17 protein-coding genes are annotated in these 19682 nt (G+C 28.4%); 11 read left to right on the top strand and 6 right to left on the bottom strand.

Going from position 1 to position 19682, the window contains the following annotated elements; genetic code table 11:
* Positions 1-292 precede the first annotated feature (292 nt).
* From IC219_RS05640 to IC219_RS05625, 4 genes are all read left to right on the top strand, one after another.
* Positions 293-1435 carry a pyridoxal-phosphate-dependent aminotransferase family protein gene (locus tag IC219_RS05640; protein WP_227432514.1) on the top strand — a complete coding sequence of 381 codons (1143 nt, stop codon included), beginning with the start codon at positions 293-295 and terminating at the stop codon, positions 1433-1435.
* 25 nt (positions 1436-1460) lie between these two features.
* Entirely contained in the window at positions 1461-1985 is a 525-nt protein-coding gene (locus tag IC219_RS05635) for an ECF transporter S component (protein WP_227830761.1), read from the top strand.
* A gap of 99 nt (positions 1986-2084) precedes the next feature.
* Positions 2085-2903: a helix-turn-helix domain-containing protein gene (locus IC219_RS05630; protein WP_227432516.1), complete on the top strand. Its 819-nt coding sequence runs from the start codon at positions 2085-2087 to the stop codon at positions 2901-2903.
* Positions 2904-2981: 78 nt separating this feature from the next.
* Complete coding sequence (locus IC219_RS05625; protein ID WP_227824191.1) at positions 2982-3293, top strand: antibiotic biosynthesis monooxygenase; 312 nt, start codon at positions 2982-2984, stop codon at positions 3291-3293.
* Positions 3294-3396: 103 nt separating this feature from the next.
* Here the strand turns inward: IC219_RS05625 and IC219_RS05620 are convergent, their stop codons facing one another.
* Together IC219_RS05620 and recX are read right to left on the bottom strand one after the other, a co-directional pair.
* Positions 3397-5400, bottom strand: a complete 2004-nt coding sequence (locus IC219_RS05620; protein WP_227830760.1) for an alpha-amylase family glycosyl hydrolase — start codon at positions 5398-5400, stop codon at positions 3397-3399.
* Positions 5401-5562: 162 nt separating this feature from the next.
* A complete protein-coding gene (gene recX / locus IC219_RS05615; protein WP_227830759.1) occupies positions 5563-6201 on the bottom strand; it encodes a recombination regulator RecX in 639 nt (212 codons plus the stop codon).
* 275 nt (positions 6202-6476) lie between these two features.
* Here recX and nadD point away from each other — a divergent pair, with 275 nt between their 5' ends.
* From nadD to leuS, 4 genes are all read left to right on the top strand, one after another.
* Complete coding sequence (gene nadD / locus IC219_RS05610) at positions 6477-7166, top strand: nicotinate-nucleotide adenylyltransferase (protein ID WP_227432520.1); 690 nt, start codon at positions 6477-6479, stop codon at positions 7164-7166.
* Positions 7167-7739 (top strand): bis(5'-nucleosyl)-tetraphosphatase (symmetrical) YqeK, encoded by a 573-nt coding sequence (gene yqeK, locus IC219_RS05605; RefSeq protein WP_227432521.1) that lies wholly within the window; start codon positions 7167-7169, stop codon positions 7737-7739.
* A gap of 116 nt (positions 7740-7855) precedes the next feature.
* The gene (gene rsfS / locus IC219_RS05600) at positions 7856-8206 is read left to right on the top strand and encodes a ribosome silencing factor (RefSeq protein WP_227432522.1); all 351 of its coding nucleotides are present in this window, start codon (positions 7856-7858) and stop codon (positions 8204-8206) included.
* A gap of 350 nt (positions 8207-8556) precedes the next feature.
* A complete protein-coding gene (gene leuS / locus IC219_RS05595; RefSeq protein WP_227432523.1) occupies positions 8557-10977 on the top strand; it encodes a leucine--tRNA ligase in 2421 nt (806 codons plus the stop codon).
* A gap of 142 nt (positions 10978-11119) precedes the next feature.
* On the opposite strand, the gene IC219_RS05590 is transcribed toward leuS, so the two are convergent.
* Together IC219_RS05590 and aspD are read right to left on the bottom strand one after the other, a co-directional pair.
* Entirely contained in the window at positions 11120-12115 is a 996-nt protein-coding gene (locus IC219_RS05590; RefSeq protein WP_227432524.1) for an asparaginase, read from the bottom strand.
* 120 nt (positions 12116-12235) lie between these two features.
* Entirely contained in the window at positions 12236-13864 is a 1629-nt protein-coding gene (aspD, locus tag IC219_RS05585) for an aspartate 4-decarboxylase (RefSeq protein ID WP_227432525.1), read from the bottom strand.
* A 653-nt stretch (positions 13865-14517) separates the two neighbouring features.
* Here aspD and ilvA point away from each other — a divergent pair.
* Both ilvA and IC219_RS05575 read left to right on the top strand, forming a co-directional pair.
* Complete coding sequence (ilvA, locus tag IC219_RS05580) at positions 14518-15735, top strand: threonine ammonia-lyase (RefSeq protein WP_227432526.1); 1218 nt, start codon at positions 14518-14520, stop codon at positions 15733-15735.
* A 93-nt stretch (positions 15736-15828) separates the two neighbouring features.
* Complete coding sequence (locus IC219_RS05575; protein ID WP_227432527.1) at positions 15829-16209, top strand: RidA family protein; 381 nt, start codon at positions 15829-15831, stop codon at positions 16207-16209.
* Between the two features lie 73 nt (positions 16210-16282).
* On the opposite strand, the gene IC219_RS05570 is transcribed toward IC219_RS05575, so the two are convergent.
* Positions 16283-17692: an MDR family MFS transporter gene (locus IC219_RS05570; protein ID WP_227432528.1), complete on the bottom strand. Its 1410-nt coding sequence runs from the start codon at positions 17690-17692 to the stop codon at positions 16283-16285.
* Between the two features lie 3 nt (positions 17693-17695).
* Positions 17696-18586, bottom strand: a complete 891-nt coding sequence (locus tag IC219_RS05565) for a TetR/AcrR family transcriptional regulator (protein WP_227432529.1) — start codon at positions 18584-18586, stop codon at positions 17696-17698.
* A 278-nt stretch (positions 18587-18864) separates the two neighbouring features.
* Between IC219_RS05565 and IC219_RS05560 the strand changes: the two genes are divergently transcribed.
* Entirely contained in the window at positions 18865-19512 is a 648-nt protein-coding gene (locus IC219_RS05560; RefSeq protein WP_227432530.1) for a D-alanyl-D-alanine carboxypeptidase family protein, read from the top strand.
* Positions 19513-19682 lie beyond the last annotated feature (170 nt).

Below are 19682 nucleotides of genomic sequence, written 5' to 3'. Positions count from 1 at the left end.
AAACAGGATTATAGAAGATATAAAAATAGAGTTAAATAGGTTAATAATATACAAATACAGGGCAAGTGGCTTAAATGTTCATATGTCCTGTATTTTGTTGTTTTTACTGTTATAAAATTCTTATTAATATAACTTATCAATTTAAGTTGTAAGTGATAGTATGTTTAATGTTCAGAAGATTGTTATCAGAAAAAAATGTATTGGTACAATTCTAAAAAAATATAAAATTGTACCATGAAAAATGAAAATTTTGTATAATAATCGTATAGAAAATAAAAAGGAGCTGATATATATGAATAATAAAATTAATTATGCACCAGGACCAACAGAAACTAGAGAAAATGTAAGGTTAATAAGAGCAGAGAAAACAACTAACCCAGATATAGATGTTGATTTTGTTGAGTTTTATAAGAAGACATGTGAAAAGTTTGGAAATATAGTTGGTACAAAGAATGATATTTACATATTAAGTGGTGAAGGAATATTGGGACTTGAAGCAGCTTGTGCTTCACTGACAGAGAAGGGTGATAGAGTTCTTGTAATTGACAATGGTATATATGGAGAAGGATTTAAAGACTTTGTAAAAATGTATGGTGGAGAGTATGTGCTTTTTTCAAGTCAATATACAAAAAGTATAGATGTTGATGAGTTAAGAAAGTTTTTAGAAAAGGATAATAACTTTAAATATGCAACAGTGGTTCATTGTGATACTCCAACAGGTGTATTAAATGATGTAAGTGAGATATGTCCGCTATTGAAGGAATATGGAATCTTAACTGTAGTGGATTCTGTGGCAGGTATGGTGGGTGAAAGGTTAAATGTAGATGAATCGAAAATAGATGTAATATTAGGCGGTTCTCAAAAAGCTATTTCTGCACCTGCGGGTCTTACTATAGTTGGTATAAGTCAAGATGCAAAAAATTGTATAAAAAATAGAAAAACAGACATAGTAGGTTTTTATTGTAATTTAAGTATATGGGAAGGATATTACGAAAAAAAATATTTCCCTTATACAATGCCAATAAGTGACATAATGGGTCTTGATAGAGCCTTAGACAATATACTAGAAGAGGGTGTGGAAAAGGTATTAAGTAGACATGAGAAAATAGCTTCTAGTGTAAGACAAGCTGTTGAAGAATATGGTTTAGAATTGTTTTTAGAAGAAGGATATTCTAATACAGTGACAGCAATAAAAATACCTGAAAGTATAGGAGCATTAAAACTTACTGATTATATGCTTAAAAATTACAATACACTTGTTGCAACATCATTAAATCAATATATGGATGCTATTTTGAGAATAGGTCATATGGGGGAAAATGCTAGTCTTGATAAAATAGTTCACATATTAAATGTATTGGATAAAAGTTTAAAAGCATTAGAATTTAATACAAATGGAAGTTTAGTAGATTTATTTAATAAATATTATTTTTAGTCACAATATAAAAGGAGGATGTGGCATGGAAGCTACAGCTAAACAGAAATTTACAACAAAAGATTTGGTAGAAACTTCACTATTAATAGCGTTAGTATTTGTTGCAACCAAGTTTATAAATATAAGATTGCCAATATCTATAAATGGAGGTCTTGTACATTTAGGAACAGCAATGTTATTTATATCAGCAATAGTATTTGGAAGTAAAAAAGGTGCGTTATCAGGTGCTATTGGGATGGCTCTTTTTGATTTGATATCTGGGTGGACTCTATGGGCTCCATTTACATTTATAGTTAGAGGTATTATGGGGTATTTACTTGGAAAGATTGTATGGGCAAATGGCAAGAATGGAGAAAGTTTTTTGATTAATGTAATAGGAGTAGTAGTTTCATCAATTTGGATGTTGTTTGGATATTATGTAACAGAGGTTATACTTTATGGTAATTTTATAATTCCACTTACTTCAATACCAGGCAATTTAATGCAGGTGTTAATAGGTCTTATAATAGCACTTCCTATTTCTAAAGCATTAAAAAAATGTATAAGATAGATATGGAATAGATTAAGTTTTTGATAGGATAAATTATATTGTATAATATAAAGATAAAGTATATAATGATAAAAAAATTTAGGATAGAGGTTAATTACAATGTTATCAGTTACAAGGTATGCAGTTAGAAATGTTCGTTTAAAACCCTGGGTAAAGTTTATTTGGTATCTTGAAACAAAATCAAATATATTGCTAAATAATAAGTTATTACCTACAGACAGTATAGATATTATCATTAATCTTTCTGATGTTATGGAATATAAGATTGAAAATCAAAATTATAATGCAAGTAATATACATTTTAATGGAATAAGAGATAAGCATGGATTTGTTATTCAACGTGGAAATATACGTGTGATGGGTATTTCTTTTTATCCATTTGGGCTCTATCCATTTTTAAAGATACCAATTTCAGAGTTTAAGGGTCAACTTGTTGACTTAAAACAAGTATCAAAAGGTTTTGTTGGGAAATTGGAAAGTACATTAAATCAAATATTATCAATAGAAGATATAGTTTTACATTTAGAAAAAATATTAGTATCTGTATTAGATGAAAATTTGGTTATAAATAAGATGATAAATCTCCTAGATTTATTTATATACAATAATCAATATAGCACTATAAAATTGTTTTGTGATGAGATGAACATAAATATTAAAACTTTAGAAAGAGCTTGTTTAAAATATACTGGGTATACACCTAAAATACTAAGGAAAATATATAGATTTAAAATGGTAAGTAATCAGCTTATTTATAGCTCTAAAAATAATAACTTTCTTGACTTAATTTATGAAAATGAATATTATGACCAAGCTCATTTTATTAAAGAATTTAAACAGTTTTCAGGAGTATCGCCAATTAAATTTATTAAAGAGAATAAAACTATTAAAGAAAACACAACATACAACTATTTATAATTATATTGTCGATTTTTTACAATACCTTTAATTTACTTCTTGTTATGATGTAAGAAAGATAAATAGGAGGGTTTGTATATGAAAATTATTACAGAAATAGTAGAATTTAATGTGGAAGAGCATTTATCAAAAGATGCATTTGTAGAGATTGTAAATGATTTAGAAATAAATTTTCACTCTGTTCAATCGGGCTTTATTGATACTGAGCTTTTATATGATGAAAAAACTCAAAAATGGATTATGATACAACACTGGGATTCTATAGAAAATCTTAAAAGTGCTTCTAGTAAAATGTTTAAAAATACATCTACTGAAAAATTTAGAAATGCTCTAAAGGCACAGACTGTTAAGATGAATATAATTCCACAAATTAAAAGTTGGAAGTTATAATGTCAGATATAAAAAATAATTAATTAGCAAGAAAATAAATCAGCCAAATAACATTTTGTATTAAAATCAAAATTGTTATTTGGCTTTTAGTAGTTATTTATATCTAGAGAATATTATTTAAAAGTACTATTGCTGTGAGAGATGCAATAGGTATTTTAGAAGATGGAGGAGTAGAAGTAAAATAGATATCGTAGTCTATTAAGTTTTCTAGTCTTGTTTTTCCTCCAAACTCTATCATATCAGTACTTAATACTGTCTTGTATTTTTTGTCTTGGAATTTTGATATGTCTACTGATTGCATCAGATTAGGATGGAAATTAAATATAAATAAATATTTACCCTTACTGTATACTAAAAGTTTTTTATCATTATCTATATGTATAAGTTCATAACTATTCTGTGCAAAAATATCACTGTATTTTGTAAGTTCAAGCATAGATTTATCAAAGTTCAATAGTTGTTTATATTTTAAGTTATCATTTTCTGAAAGACTCCATTGTCTTCTAGCATATTTATAACTCCAATTGTTTCCTTCGCGTGGAAAATCAATCCACTCAGGGTGTCCAAATTCATTTCCCATAAAATTTAGGTATCCTTCACCAGCTAGAGAAAATGTTGCTAATTTAATTAACTTGTTTAGAGACATGGCTCTATCAATAACATGATTATTTGAGTTTATTTCCATATTCCAGTACATTTCTTTATCTGCTAACCAAAATATAATTGTCTTATCACCAACTAATGCTTGGTCATGAGATTCACAATATCCAATGTTTTTTTCACCAGGACGTCTAGTAGTAAGCTCGTACCACATTTTGCCTAAATCCCAATTTTCATCAGAAGATCTTGAGATAGTTTTTATCCAAAAATCAGGTACTCCCATTGCTAATCTATAGTCAAAGCCAATTCCACCATCTCTTATAGGTATACACATTCCAGGCATTCCACTCATATCTTCTGCAATGCTTATTGAATTAGGTTTGATTTCTTTTATTAATTCATTTGCAAATTGAAGATATGTTATAGCTTCCATATCCGTGTTTGCACTGAAATACTTTTTATAACTGTCAAATGAAACTCCAAGACCGTGGTTATGATATAGCATTGAGGTTACGCCATCAAATCTAAAACCATCAAAATGATACTCATTTAGCCAAAATTTTATATTTGAAAGTAAAAAATGAATTACCTCAGGCTTACCATAGTTAAAGAGTTTTGTTCCCCAAGCAGGGTGATTACCTTTTGAACCTGAATGGAAAAATTGATGTTCACTTCCATCAAATTCATTTATTCCCTCTAAAGTATTTTTTACAGCATGAGAGTGAACTAAGTCTAATAAAACAGCAATTCCCATTGAATGAGCTGTATTTATAAGGTTTTTTAAGTCTTCAGGAGTACCAAATCTAGATGAAATTGCATAAAAGTTTGAAACTTGGTATCCAAAAGAAGCATAATATGGATGTTCCATGATAGCCATAAGTTGAATAGTATTGTATCCAGCTTTCTTTATCCTAGGAAGTATATTTTCAGTAAATTCATTATAAGTTCCAATAGATTCTTTTTCAGTAGCCATACCTATATGACATTCGTAGATTAAAGGGAAAGTTATGTTTTTTAAATCAAATTCACTATCAGTCCAATTAAATGGAGTTTTTGGTTGCCATATCTGCCCATTAAAGTTACCAGAATCCTTTTGGATTACCCTCTTTATGTATAATGGTATGCGGTCAAATGTTTCACCATTTGTAGTGACTTGTACCTTTACCTCGGATTTATGAGGTAAGCTGTTTTTATCAGGTATAAAAATTTCCCAATTACCAGAATCTATTTTTTTTAGAGGATGGGATTTTCTATTCCAATTATTAAAGTCACCAATTAATGATAAACTATCTGCATTTGGAGCCCACTCTCTATAAAACCATCCATCATTTGTTTGATGGAATCCATAATAAAGATGACCATTTGCAAAAGAATTAAAATTTTCACAGCTAGTTAATATTTTTGCTTTTACATCTTCATAGTGTTTCATCCTTTTTTTTATGTCAGACTCAAATGGTTGTAGATAAACATCAACGTCTAAAATTTTAAATCTTTCTTGACTTTTCATTTGATTTTCCCTCCATAATAAGTATTATATTTTAATAAAATAATACTTATCTCATACTATCTTCTCTATATAATTGATATATATTATATAATCCTAATAAAAAGCTTAAACCACCAATAATTAGTTTCATAATTTACCTCCTTAGTATATTTAAAAATATACTTATATATCAGATTCATCAAAATTTAAAAGTTTATTTAAAACTCTTTTAATAATATCATAATCAAAGCCTTTATAGGAAAGATGTTGAGAAATTTTTTGATATATTTTCTTTTTATCTTCTTTTTTTACCCTTTCATATCTTTTTTTTGCTAGATACATGGCATTTTCAAATTCAGTATCTTTGTCTAATTCTGATACTGCTTCATCAATTGCACTTCTTTCAATACCTTTATTATATAAATTTTGTTTAATTCTGTTTTTACCACATTTGTTTAAATTAACATTGGTATTAACTATTTTCTGAGCCAATATATTGTCATTTACCAGATTATAATTTTTAAGAAAATCTATAACTCTATCAATTGTATCCTCTTCAAAATCTGCTGATAGTTTTTCTTTTATTTTTTTTTCAGACTGGTCAGCACGAGATAAAATATTTAATGCTTTATTTTTAGCTTTTATATACATCTCATCATCTAAAATGGATTTTAATTCCTCTTCATTTACTTCATTTCCTTTTTTTAAATTAAATGTATAAACAAGTTCTTTAAATATAGCAATAAAAAATTTATCATCTACATAAATATTTACTCTATCATCATTTCTTTTTTGTTGTTCTATTTTTGTAATTATACTCATAATTTCTCCTTTTTTATATGTAATTATATTAACAAAAGTAACTAATAAAATTTAATAAAAAACTTATAATTATACGTTATATTTAATCTAAATTAAGACAAAATAATAAAAAGTTATTTTTATTAAAAAGTTAAGTGAAACTATGTTAAATAATTATTTTTTAAAGTATTTTTTACCATATAAATATGATTATATACCAAAAAAAATAATTTATAAGCTTTAAGAAATAAAAAATAATGGTACAATAGTATTATAACATTAAAAGGAGACAAAATATGAGAAGTAAAAATCTAGTTCAGAAGGCAGAATTGAAAAATACTGAAAAACTAGAGAAATTTAATCGCCATAAAGGCAAAATCAAAATAGGTATATTAGGAGGTACTTTTGACCCTATACACTATGCTCATTTAGCAACAGCAGAGTTTATTAGAGATAAGTATGAGATTGACAAAATTATCTTTATACCATCAGGAAATCCACCACATAAACTAGGTATCACTACAAATAAGTATGATAGATACAATATGACACTTCTAGCAACTGAAAGCAATGAAGATTTTTTAGTTTCAAAAGTAGAAATCGAAAGAAATAAAAGGACTTATACAATCGATACATTAAAATATTTAAAGAAAAAATACAAAAATGCTGATATTTACTTTATAACAGGGGCAGATGCTATTTGTAGTGTTGAAGAGTGGAAAGATGTAAAGAAAAACTTTGAGTTAGCTACTTTTATAGCTGCAACTAGACCAGGTATTAGCTTATTAAGGTCACAAGAAACTATAGAGAAACTGACTAAAAAATATAATGCTGACATTATAACAGTTTACGTTCCATCATTGGATATATCATCCACATATATAAGGGAACAGCTAAATGAAGGAAAGTCTATACGTTACTTAGTACCCGAAAATGTAGAAAATTATTTGTATGAAAATAAACTATATCAATATGGAGATGATTAAATGAACTTAGAGAATATTAACCAGAGATTAAATCAAATGCTACCAGTAGGAAGGCTTAGCCATTCAAAAAATGTTGCAGAATGTGCTGTAAAATTGTGTGAAATTTATGGATGTGACAAAGAAAAAGCCTATATAGCGGGAATGATTCATGATTGTGCGAAATACTTAAGTGATAAAGAAGTAGAGGATTATGTTAATAAGTATGAAATATACTTAGACCCAATAGAAGATGGAAACCGCTCTCTATCACATAGTGTGATAGGGTCATACATATGTGAATATGAGTTTGGTATAGAAGATGAAGATATTATAAATGCAATTAAATACCATACAACAGGAAGAGAAGATATGTCTCTTTTAGAAAAAATAATTTACATAGCAGATTTAATTGAAGAAGGAAGAAAATTTCCAGTTGTAGATACATTGAGAGAATTAGCCTATGAAGGTAAGCTTGACGAAGCACTTTTAACTTCATTTAATAATACTTTAATGTTTGTTATTAATAAAAAAGAAGAAATACATCCAAGAACTGTTATGGCAAGAAACTACCTAATTAAAGAAAAGTTATTATAAAAATCTTATATAAAGGCAAACATATTAATAAAATTAAAGTTGACTATGTTACAAAATCGTATTAATATGTTAGAATAACTAAGTGTATTTAAATTAGGAAAGTGAGGAAATTTTATATGACAGTGGAACAAATGACAAAAATAGCATATGATGCCATAGAAGATAAGCTGGGTCAAGATACAGTTATAATAAATATAGGAAAAGTTTCTAGTTTATGTGATTATTTTGTTATTACTACAGCATCTTCTCAAAGACAAGTAAAAGCTATAGCTGATAATGTTGAAGATGAATTAGCAAAACTAGGATTAGAACCAAGAGGAAAAGAAGGACAAGGAACTCAAACTTGGGTACTTCTTGACTATGGGGATATAATGGTTCACGTATTTAATGAGGAAAATAGAGGATTTTATAATTTAGAAAAATTATGGAAAGATGCACCTTATATAGATATTGACACATTAGCATAAACATGATAATATATGTTATTATAGTTAGAAAATTTCAAAAATTGTATTGAATTGAATAGACTAGAGCAGTAAAAGATTATATTTTTTCAGAGAGTTAGTGGAAGGTGAGAACTAATATTATATAACTTTGAACTTACTAGATTAAAACCTATTCTCCATGGCTGGATTAAAAGCTATCTAAGAGAGTCTATAAAAGTAGGCTAATTAGGGTGGTACCGCGAAGATTTATCCTCGTCCCTAAACGCAAGTTTAGTGACGAGGATTTTTTATTTTCAAAGAATTATTTGGAAATTATAAGTAAATAATATTAAACAAAGTAGTTGAACACAACTAAAAACAGGAGGCAAAATATGAGCGTATATAATTTTAAACAAGTAGAATCGAAATGGCAAAAAATTTGGAAAGATAATGACCAATACAAAATGGATACAGCACAAACTGAAAAACCTAATTATTACACATTAGAAATGTTCCCTTATCCATCTGGAAAGATACACATGGGACATGTTAGAAATTATTCTATAGGCGATGTTGTCGCAAGATTCAAAAAAATGGAAGGTTATAATGTACTTCATCCAATGGGATGGGATTCTTTTGGTTTACCAGCTGAAAATGCAGCTATAAAACATGGAATACATCCACATAAATGGACAATGGAAAATATAGAAGAAATGAAAGAACAATTAAATTTATTAGGGCTTAGCTATGATTGGGATAAAGAAGTAGCAACTTCAACTCCAGAATACTATAGATTTACTCAAGAAATATTTTTGAAATTTTTAGAACATGGACTTGCATATAAGAAAAAATCTTATGTTAACTGGTGTCCTTCTTGTGAGACTGTTCTTGCAAATGAACAAGTTGTTCAAGGAGCATGTGAAAGATGTAAATCAACAGTATTAAAGAAAGACTTAGAACAATGGTATTTTAAAACTACTGAATTTGCAGAAGAATTACTTAATGATTTAGACACATTAGATGGATGGCCAGAAAAAGTTAAAATAATGCAAAGAAACTGGATAGGAAAAAGTACAGGAGCAGATTTAGTATTTGATATAGATGGAACTGACAAATCTATGACAGTATTTACAACTAGACCAGATACAACTTATGGAGTTACTTATATGGTACTTGCTCCAGAACATGAACTAGTTAAAGAATTGGTTGCTGGTACTGAGTATGAAGCAGATGTTGAAGCTTTTGTTCAAAAAATGCACACTATGACAGAAATAGAGAGAACAGCAGCTGATGTAGAAAAAGAAGGTATGTTTATAGGTAGATATGTTATAAATCCTTTAAATGGAAAAAAAGTTCCTCTATGGATAGCAAACTATGTATTAGTTGAATATGGAACAGGTGCTATAATGGCAGTTCCTGCACATGATGAAAGAGACAGAGATTTTGCTGAAAAATATAATCTAGATATAATAGATGTAATAACAGAAGATAATAAAATGATAAATTCAGAAGAATTTGATGGATTAGATGCTTCAGAAGGATTTGAAGGAATAATAAATAAATTAGAAAAAGAAGGTAGAGGAAAGAGAACAATTAATTATAGATTAAGAGACTGGTTAGTTTCAAGACAAAGATATTGGGGTTGTCCTATACCTGTAGTTTATTGTGATGAGTGTGGAATAGTTCCAGTTAAGAAAGAAGATTTACCAGTTCTTTTACCAACAGATGTTGAATTTACTGGAAAAGGTGAGTCTCCACTTACTACTTCAAAACAGTTTATGTCAGCAACTTGTCCTCACTGTGGAAAACCAGCGAGAAGAGAAGTTGACACTATGGATACATTTGTTGATTCTTCTTGGTATTTCTTAAGATATGTAGACAATAAAAATGAAGATGAACCATTTAGTAAAGACTTAGTTAACAGATGGCATCCAGTAGACCAATATATAGGTGGAGTAGAGCATGCTATAATGCATTTACTTTATGCTAGATGGTTTGTAAAAGCATTTAAGAGTATGGGCATGGTAGACTTTGATGAACCATTTAAAAACTTACTTACTCAAGGTATGGTTCTTATGGATGGTTCTAAAATGAGTAAGTCTAAAGGAAATACAGTATCTCCTATGGATATAATTGATGAATATGGAGCAGATACTGCAAGACTTTTCGTATTATTTGCAGCACCACCAGAAAGAGATTTAGACTGGTCAGAACAAGGTGTTGATGGATGCTTTAGATTCTTAAATAGAGTATATAGATTAGTTGATGAGTTAGCAGATGTCTTCAAAAAAGATGTTGAGTTTGGCGAGTTAAGTTCTCAAGATAAAGATATGAGATATACTATACATTCTACACTTAAAAAAGTTACTGTAGATTTAAGTGAGAAATTTGGATTTAACACTGCTATATCAGCTCTGATGGAATTAATAAATGATATGTACAAATATAAGGAGCTAGATAATATCAATGAAGCAGTTATAAAAGAAGGTGTACAAACAATCGTAACTATAATTTCACCATTTGCACCTCATTTAGGTGAAGAATTATGGACTATGATAGGTCAAGAAGGAAGTGTATTTGATATAGACTGGCCTAAATATGATGAAAAAGCTTTAGTAAAAGATGAAATAGAAGTTGTTGTACAAGTTAATGGAAAGGTTAGAGGAAAGTTAACTGTTAGTTCAAATATATCTAAAGAAGATATGGAAAAAGTGGCTTTAGAAGATGAAAAAATTAAAGCTCTAGTTGAAGATAAAACTATAGTTAAAGTTGTTGCAGTTCCTAAGAAATTAGTTAATATAGTTGTGAAATAAAAAAGTTGTGGAATAAATAAAAAAAGAGAACTATAAAATAAAATCCCCTTATTGCAATATAAGTAAAAGATTGCAGTAGGGGGACGTTTTATTTTAAACTCTATGATATAATTTATTTTAAATTCTAAACTCTATAATATAATTAACAATAGATTCCTTTTTCAAAGAAGTCTTTGATTTCATCAATATTATTAGTCTTTCCAAGAGCTAAAATAAGTTTTATTCTAGCTTTTTGACCTGGAAGGTCTCCACCAAATATACATCCTATATTTTTTAAGTCTCTACCAGAACCAAAGTAACCATAACTATCAAATACTCTACCTGAATGGCATCTAGAAACTATAACAACAGGAAGTCCTTTTTCCCTTGCATATTCAACACCAGAAAGCATTAGAGGAGGAATATTGCCTCTACCCATAGCTTCAATAACTATACCTTTATATCCACTATCAACAGCAAATCTTATAAAATCTGCATCTTCTCCAACATATGCTTTAAATAGTGCAACTTTAGATTCTACTTTATCAGTATCTATAATGGTTCTATTTACAATATCTCTCGTAAGAACAAGTTCGTTACAGTCGATTATTCCCAATGGACCACTAGTTAAAGATTTAAATGTATTTAAAGAAAGTGTATTTGTTTTAGTAGCTTCAGAAGCCAATAGCACTTCGTTGTTTAAAACTACAAGAACTCCTTTACCCATAGCATCTTTAGATACAGCAGTACAAACTGATGCAGATAAATTGCTTGAACCATCATAGCCAAGTTCAGAGCTACTTCTCATAGCACCTGTAACTATTACAGGCTTAATATTATCAATTGTAAGGTCTAGAAAATAAGCAGTTTCTTCTAAACTATCAGTACCATGTGTTATTACAACTCCTGTGATATCTTTTCTTGCTAATAAATCATTTACATAATTTTTTAATTCCATCATTCTACAAGGTGTTATGTGAGGTCCTGGAATTTCATCAAAATTAAAAACTTCAACATCTGCAACTTTATCAATATTAGTGACCATAGATAATATTTGTTCCCCAGATAAAGTTGGTATAGCAGCACCTACTTTATCATCTACTGTCATAGATATAGTTCCACCAGTAAAGACTATGGCAACTTTTTTCTTAATACTCATAATATTCTCTGCCTTTCACAAATAAAATTTATAATTCCGATAGGATTATATCAAAAAAAATTATTTAGGTCTATATAAATCCTTTTATTCACATAATTTAGACATTTCAGTGTAATAGGATTATTTTTTTGTTTTTTCCCATTCAGCAATATAGCTATTCAATATTTCTCTTATTGCTTTCCCTATTTTAGTGTAGGCTTCATCATATAGATTTGCTAAAGATATTCTAATTGACCATTCAGGTCCATAGAATCCATTTCCACTAAGTAAGACTACTGAATAATCATTAGCCAATCTATAAAGTATATCTACTGGAGAGGCATTCTTACTTATAAATTTGAATAAATCTTCTCCATAGTTTATTTTAGCCCATTCTTCAATATCAAATTGAGTATAATATGCAGCATTATTTTTACTTTTATTAACTGGAAGCTCTAAAGCTTCAAACAATAGTTTTTGACGTCTATGACATATACTCATATTAAGTTTTTTGTAAGCATCAACTTTATCAATTAATGCAAAGGCAGAGAAAAATGACATTTGAACTTGTTGTGGAGTTGAAAGACCAGCAGTATGATTAAGAGCAACAAGTCTACTATCAGCAACAACTCTTTCCATAAATGAAAGACTAGAAGGATTAAGACTCATATCACTGTAACGCTTATCTACTGATTTCTTCAATTCTCCAGTTAAATCATTTATTTTTTTATCAAAAACATTCTTTTTATGAAGAGCGAATGTACCAAGTCTCCATCCTGTAACTCCAAAATATTTTGAATAAGAATAAACTCCAACAGTGTTATAAGGAAGTTTTGACATTAATGATGAGAAATCTTCTACAAAAGTCCCATATACATCATCTGATATTATCATTAAATCCTTATTATAATTTTCAATTACATCTATTAGATTATTACAAGATGTCTCATCCATAGCTATAGATGCAGGGTTGTTAGGATTAACAACAAATAAAGCCTTAATAGAATTGTCACGAAGCTTTTCTAATTCTTTTTTAGTATACTGCCATGTATGAGCACCTTTTTCATCAACTGCATTTGCGTTTATGTTTACAACTTTAAAATCATAGCGAGGAAGATTAGGTATCTCAAGATAAGGTGTAAATATAGGAGTCATTAAAGCTACTGTATCGCCTTTTTTTAGAAGTTCATTTGCCATTAATGAATCAAATATATAACACATAGCAGCTGTAGCACCTTCAACAGCGAATATTTCTACATCACCATATTTACCTGATATATCATATTTCATTTCTTGAACTAAATAATCATGCACTATTTTTTCCATATGAGGCAACATTCTATCTGGAAGTGGATAATTATCACCAATAATCCCATCAGCTAGTTCATGAACAAATTCATCGCCATCAAATCCAAGTTCATTTATACCAAAATTTATAATATCTCTAGCTAAGTATGCTCCAGGCATATCTATATTTTCATTTATATATTTAAAGAATCTTTCCTTAATGCCCTTTTTTTGAGGCATACCAGCTAAATGTCCTAAATCCCAATTAGAACGTGTTTCAGTAATCGCAAAATGACCAAAAGTGAAAAAAGCTTCTCTAGCAGTTGAACAAGTCCAATTTGGATTTCCACGACCTGCATCAAGCAGTTCTCTATGATTTTCATTTGCAGTATGTTTCGCAATATCTATTAATTTGTCCTTAAATTCAAAAGGACTTATTTTTCCATATATGTTTTTGATTTCTTTATAAGTATTATTTTTCATGTTTAATTCCTCCTTATGTAATAAGTTTCACATTTTTATAATAAAATAAACAAGTTCCTAAAATGATTATACTTTAATTATAATAGGTTTATAGAAAAAGTAAAGTATAAAATTAAAATAATAACTCTATTTAGCTTTATAAAATGTATGTTAAAAGATAAAATACCTTTTAATAAAAAATGATTACTATATAAAATAAAACTCTAATTTAACTTGCATTTTATTTTTTTTGTTATATTTGTTATAAAAGGTACAGTTTTATTATTATGAAAATGTGTAAAATAAAACTTTTTTTATTTAATGTTGTTTATAAAAATATTTTAGGTTAGATGTGGTAATATTAATGTTATTAAAGAGAATAAAAAAACAATTTTTAATTAAGTAAAATAATATAAATATAAATTTTAATAAAAATAATAAAGAATAAACTGTTATTTTGATAAAAATGTAAAAATTATTTTAATATTATCATTTAGCGTAATCTAACTTAATTGAATAGATGTGTTTATTGTATTCAATTGTTGTATTTTTAGTTTTTTTGTGATTAATTAAAAAATTATAAAAATCGTTTACATGTTGATTTTTAAAAAAAAAAGATATAGAATTATATAGAAAGTAATAAATAAAAATTGGATTTACGGGAGTGGAATAAAATGATAAATGTTACCTTAACAGATGTGAAAGAAGCTAGAGAGACCATTAAAGACATAGTTAAAAAAACTGATTTACTTGAAAGCGTTAAACTTAGCGAAAAAACAGGAGCGAATGTTTTCTATAAATGTGAAAACCTTCAAAAAACAGGGTCTTTTAAGTTAAGAGGAGCTTGTAATAAAATAGCAAGTTTAACCGATGAAGAAAAAGCAAGTGGAGTAATAGCTTCAAGTGCAGGAAATCATGCACAAGGTGTCGCATTAGGAGCAAAAATGACTGGTATAAAATCAACAATAGTAATGCCAGCAACGGCACCATTGGCAAAAGTTAGTGCAACTAAAGGTTATGGAGCAGAAGTAGTTTTAAATGGTGCAGTTTATGATGATGCATATGCAAAAGCTGTTGAAATACAAAAAGAAACAGGAGCAACTTTCTTACATCCATTCAATGATAAATATGTTATAGCAGGGCAAGGAACTATATCTCTTGAAATTTTCGAACAATTAAATAATAAGGTTGATACTATACTATGCCCAGTTGGTGGTGGAGGAATAATATCTGGTGTTGCTGTTGCAGCAAAGGCATTAAATCCTAATGTAAAAATAGTTGGTGTTCAAACTGCAAATATACCTTCAATGAAAGAGTCAATTAAAAACGGAAAAGTAACAACAGCATTTAATGATAGTACAATAGCTGATGGTATAGCTGTTAAAACTCCTGGAGACTTAACTTTTGAAATAATAAATGAATTAGTTGATGAAATAGTAGTAGTTGAAGAAATAGAAATAGCTGAATCAATATTATTTATGATGGAAAGTCAAAAGATAGTTTCAGAAGGTGCAGGGGCTGTGTGTACAGCTGCAATATTAAGTGGTAAATATGCACCAGCAAAAGATGAAAACGTAGTGTGTATAATATCTGGTGGTAATATAGATATAAATACATTATATAGAATAATAGGTGTTGCTCTAGCTAAAGAAGGAAGAAGATATTCATTTAGTACAATTATGGAAGATAAGCCAGGAAACTTTGCTGAATTAACTAGAATAATAAGTGAGAATGGTGGAAATATTTTAAGTGCTAATCAAGGTAAATTATCAGCAGGTGAAGCTCTAGGAAAACAAAGTGCGGAATTTATATTAGAAACAATAGATTATGACCATATAGCAAAAATAAAGAACGCAATAGAAGAAAAAGGTTTTAAAATTATAGAATTATAATAAAAGTGTATATAATATACAAGAAAAATAGTATAATAGTGTATGAAGATACATTTTATGTATAGTAGATTAACCAATTAGGAGGATTTTAATATGAAACATGAAGTATTACATACTAATGATGCACCAGCAGCGTTAGGACCATATTCTCAAGCTATAAAAGCTGGAAACTTATTATTTGTATCTGGACAAGTTCCACTTGTGCCAGAAACTATGGAAGTAGTTGAAGGAGATGTACAAGCTCAAACTGCTCAATCTCTAAAAAATCTTAAAGCAATATTAGCTGAAAGTGGAGCTGATTTTTCAAATGTAGTTAAAACTACAGTATTTATAAAAGATATGAATGAATTTGGGGCTATAAACGAAGTTTATGCTGAGTATTTTGGAGAAAATAAACCAGCAAGAGCTTGTGTAGAAGTTGCTAGATTACCAAAAGACGTTAAAGTTGAAATAGAAGTAATAGCTGTATTATAAGATTACAATATTTTTCAAACTGAAAAAAAGAGATGTTTTAAGATTTTAATCTTAAAACATCTCTTTTTTTATTTTAACTTCTAACAGTTTGTCGCTCTTTTATAAAACATATTGATACAATTAATCCAATAAATGCAAGTGTAGCTGCTATTGAAAATGCTACATCTATTCCATGGATATTAGACAGGATAGCTGAACTCATGTGAGCTTTTTTAGTAGCAGTTGTCATTATAGTAATAAGTACAGCAGAGCCTATAGCACCAGATATTTGACGAAGTGTACTATTAATTGCTGTAGCATGAGATATAAGTTCTCTATCTAGTGTTTTAATTCCCCATGTAGTTAATGGCATTAGAACCATTGAAATACCAATCATACGAATACAATACATTAATGATATATGAATTAAAGATGTATCTTTGCCTAAAAACGCAAAAGATAAAGTTCCTAAAAATAAGCATCCAGTTCCTAATATTGATAGAGCGTGAGGACCATATTTATCTAGGTGACGTCCTGCAACTGGATTTAATGCAACCATTAGTATAGCACCAGGCATCATTAAAGAACCTGAAGCAAGTGCAGAGAATCCCCTTACAGATTGAATATATAGAGGTATCATTAATGTAGCAGACATCATTGAAGCATATACAATCATAATTAATAATGTAGAAATAAGAAATGGTTTATTTTTAAAAACTCTTAGTTCTAAGAATGGTTCTTTAGATTTTAATTGACGCCATGTAAACAAAATTAATGATACAATTCCTAATATTATTGGTAGATATGTTGCACTATTAGTCCAGCCATAATTACCTTGATTAGTAAACCCAATCAATAAACCACCAAAGCCTAAAGAAGATAGTATTATTGAAGGTATATCCAGTTTTAGTTTCTGAGCTTCTCCAACATTTTTTAATAATATAAATGAAAGTATAACATCTAATATAGCTATAGGTGAAAGAAGCAAAAATAAACTATGCCAACCAAATGAATCTACTAACCATCCAGATAAAGTTGGTCCTATTGCTGGAGCAAATCCCACTGTAATACCAACTAGACTCATAGCTGTACCACGTTTTTCTATAGGACATAAATATAATATAATAACTTGTAAAAGTGGCATTAAAGAGCCAGAACCTACTGCTTGTAACACACGAGCAATCAACATAGTTGAAAAATCACGAGAGAAAAGTGCAATAACACATCCTAAAGAAAAGATAGTCATTGATGTAATAAATAATTTTCGAGTACTAAATCTATTTATCAAGTAAGCTGTTGTAGGAATAATGATACCTGCAATAAGTAGATAAATCGTAGTTAACCACTGACCAACATCAGCAGTAATTTTAAAATCTGACATTATATTGGGAAGTGCAGTTGCCAGTAATGTTTGACTAAGAGAGCTTATAAAAGCACCAGTCATTACGATTGCTATTATCAAATTTCCTTTTTTATTGTTTTTGCTATTACTTTGTATTTCCATAGTTTATAACGTCTCCTTTTTTAATTGATTTTTAATACTATTCAATAAAAGTACTTTTGGTCTCAAAATGTCTTCTTTTTCTAGATATGTAATCATTGCATCCATAATTAAAGAATCATATAGTTGATTTTTTCCTTCTTCATATAATTTTTTTGATGCTTCTAGTAACTTAGGGTTTTCAACAAGAGAAGTGTTTGTTTTGATTAGCTCTTCTATATCCTCTATTGTTTTAAAAAATAATGATTTACTATAAAGAGAAGAATAAGCTTCATCTTCTTGTTCATATAAAAACATTGATTTTTCAATTAAAGGATTTAGGTTATCCGCATTTTCTACAACTAAATCAAGCATTTGTATAGTAAATTCAGCAATAAAGTATACATTTATTTCTCTTTTTTGTATATGAATAATATATGTAAACTGGTGAATTAGAGCATCTAGTAAGAAGACTAAATCAAATAGAATGTTTTCTATTTTGTCGCCATAATTATCAAATAAACTCAGCTTATATTCATTTAATAAATTAGCTCGAGATTTTTTTTGTAACTTACTTGTCGTTTTACGTTGCACTTCAGAAAAATTTTCCCTAACATAAGTATTTATAGTAGTTCTAGAAAAAATATTTCCCCATACAGCTATTATTTTTCTTTTTAATTTTTCAGATGGATGAATATCATTGTTTTCATTAATAGAATGTATAATTTCTAAAAATTTTTCGTCATAATAATTAATTATTTCACAGATAAAACTTTCTTTAGTTTCAAAATGTTTGTAAAAAGTAGCTTTAGACATTTTACATTCTTTTACAATATCTAGTATTGAAGTATTTTGAAAACCTTTTTGGTCAAAGATTCTTTGAGCAATAGTTATAATAAATTTTTGTTTGTCAGTCAATTGGCTATCTCCTTTCATGTAAAAACGATAAGTACTAAGTAGTACTTTAAAGTTTCCATAAATACATTATACATCATTTGGAAAAAAAATCAATATCTGGACCTGTGATATAAAAAAATTGAAAAAATATTGTTAGTTTTAGTAACATAAAGAAGAATTTAAGAGTTTCTTAAGAATTGTTTAAAGAATTTGCAATAAATTAATGATATGATTATACTATGAAGTAAAATGTCTTTAAATTTTTTAGATATTAAATCTAAATTATGGGGGTGCAGTATATGAAAAAGAAAAGAGGCTTGATTATAGTTTTTGCATTTTTTCTAGTTTTCGCAAAAATGTTTATTAATATATCTAGTGGAGAAAATAAAATCATGGCATATGAAATAAGTAAGTATAGAAAAGGTGTGAACGTTTTATCAATAAATAATATTGTAGTAGCAAACAAAAAGTATAGCTTACCTGAAGACTATTCTCCACAAGAAAGTAATGAAGCAAAAGATGCTTTTTATAAAATGAATAAAGAGGCTCAAAAAGCAGGATTAAATCTAAAAGCCTTCAGTACATATAGAAGTTATAAATATCAAGAAAATTTATTCAACACATATGCAGAGAAACATGGTGAGAAGGAAGCAAACAGATTTTCAGCTAAGCCAGGAGAAAGTGAACATCAAACTGGACTTGCATTTGATATTGGAGGAGACGACCAATCTTGTTGGGCAAATAAAAAATTTAATAATACAAAAGAAGCTAAGTGGCTGTACGAAAATGCATATAAGTATGGATTTATACTTAGATATCCAGAGGGAAAAGAAAGCATAACAGGATACATGTATGAATCATGGCACTATAGATATGTTGGAACTGAACACAGTAAAAACTTTGCAATGAACAATCTAACACTAGAAGAATATTTACATATAGATTAAGCCATAATTTGTTAAATTTAGGTTAAAATAAAAAATAATCTAGACTATTAATTATGTAAGGTGTTATAATGTAAATACAATTAAAGATAACTACTCGAAGGGGAGTAGCTTACACGAAAGTGGTAATTAATCGTCAGGACAGTAGAGATACTCGGTTAATTAACAAGGAA

Source organism: Clostridioides sp. ES-W-0018-02 (assembly GCF_020658175.1).
In the GTDB taxonomy this organism is placed as follows: domain Bacteria; phylum Bacillota; class Clostridia; order Peptostreptococcales; family Peptostreptococcaceae; genus Clostridioides.
The sequence above is the reverse complement of the archived record's forward strand: the minus strand, read 5'-3'. Positions and strand labels throughout refer to the sequence as shown.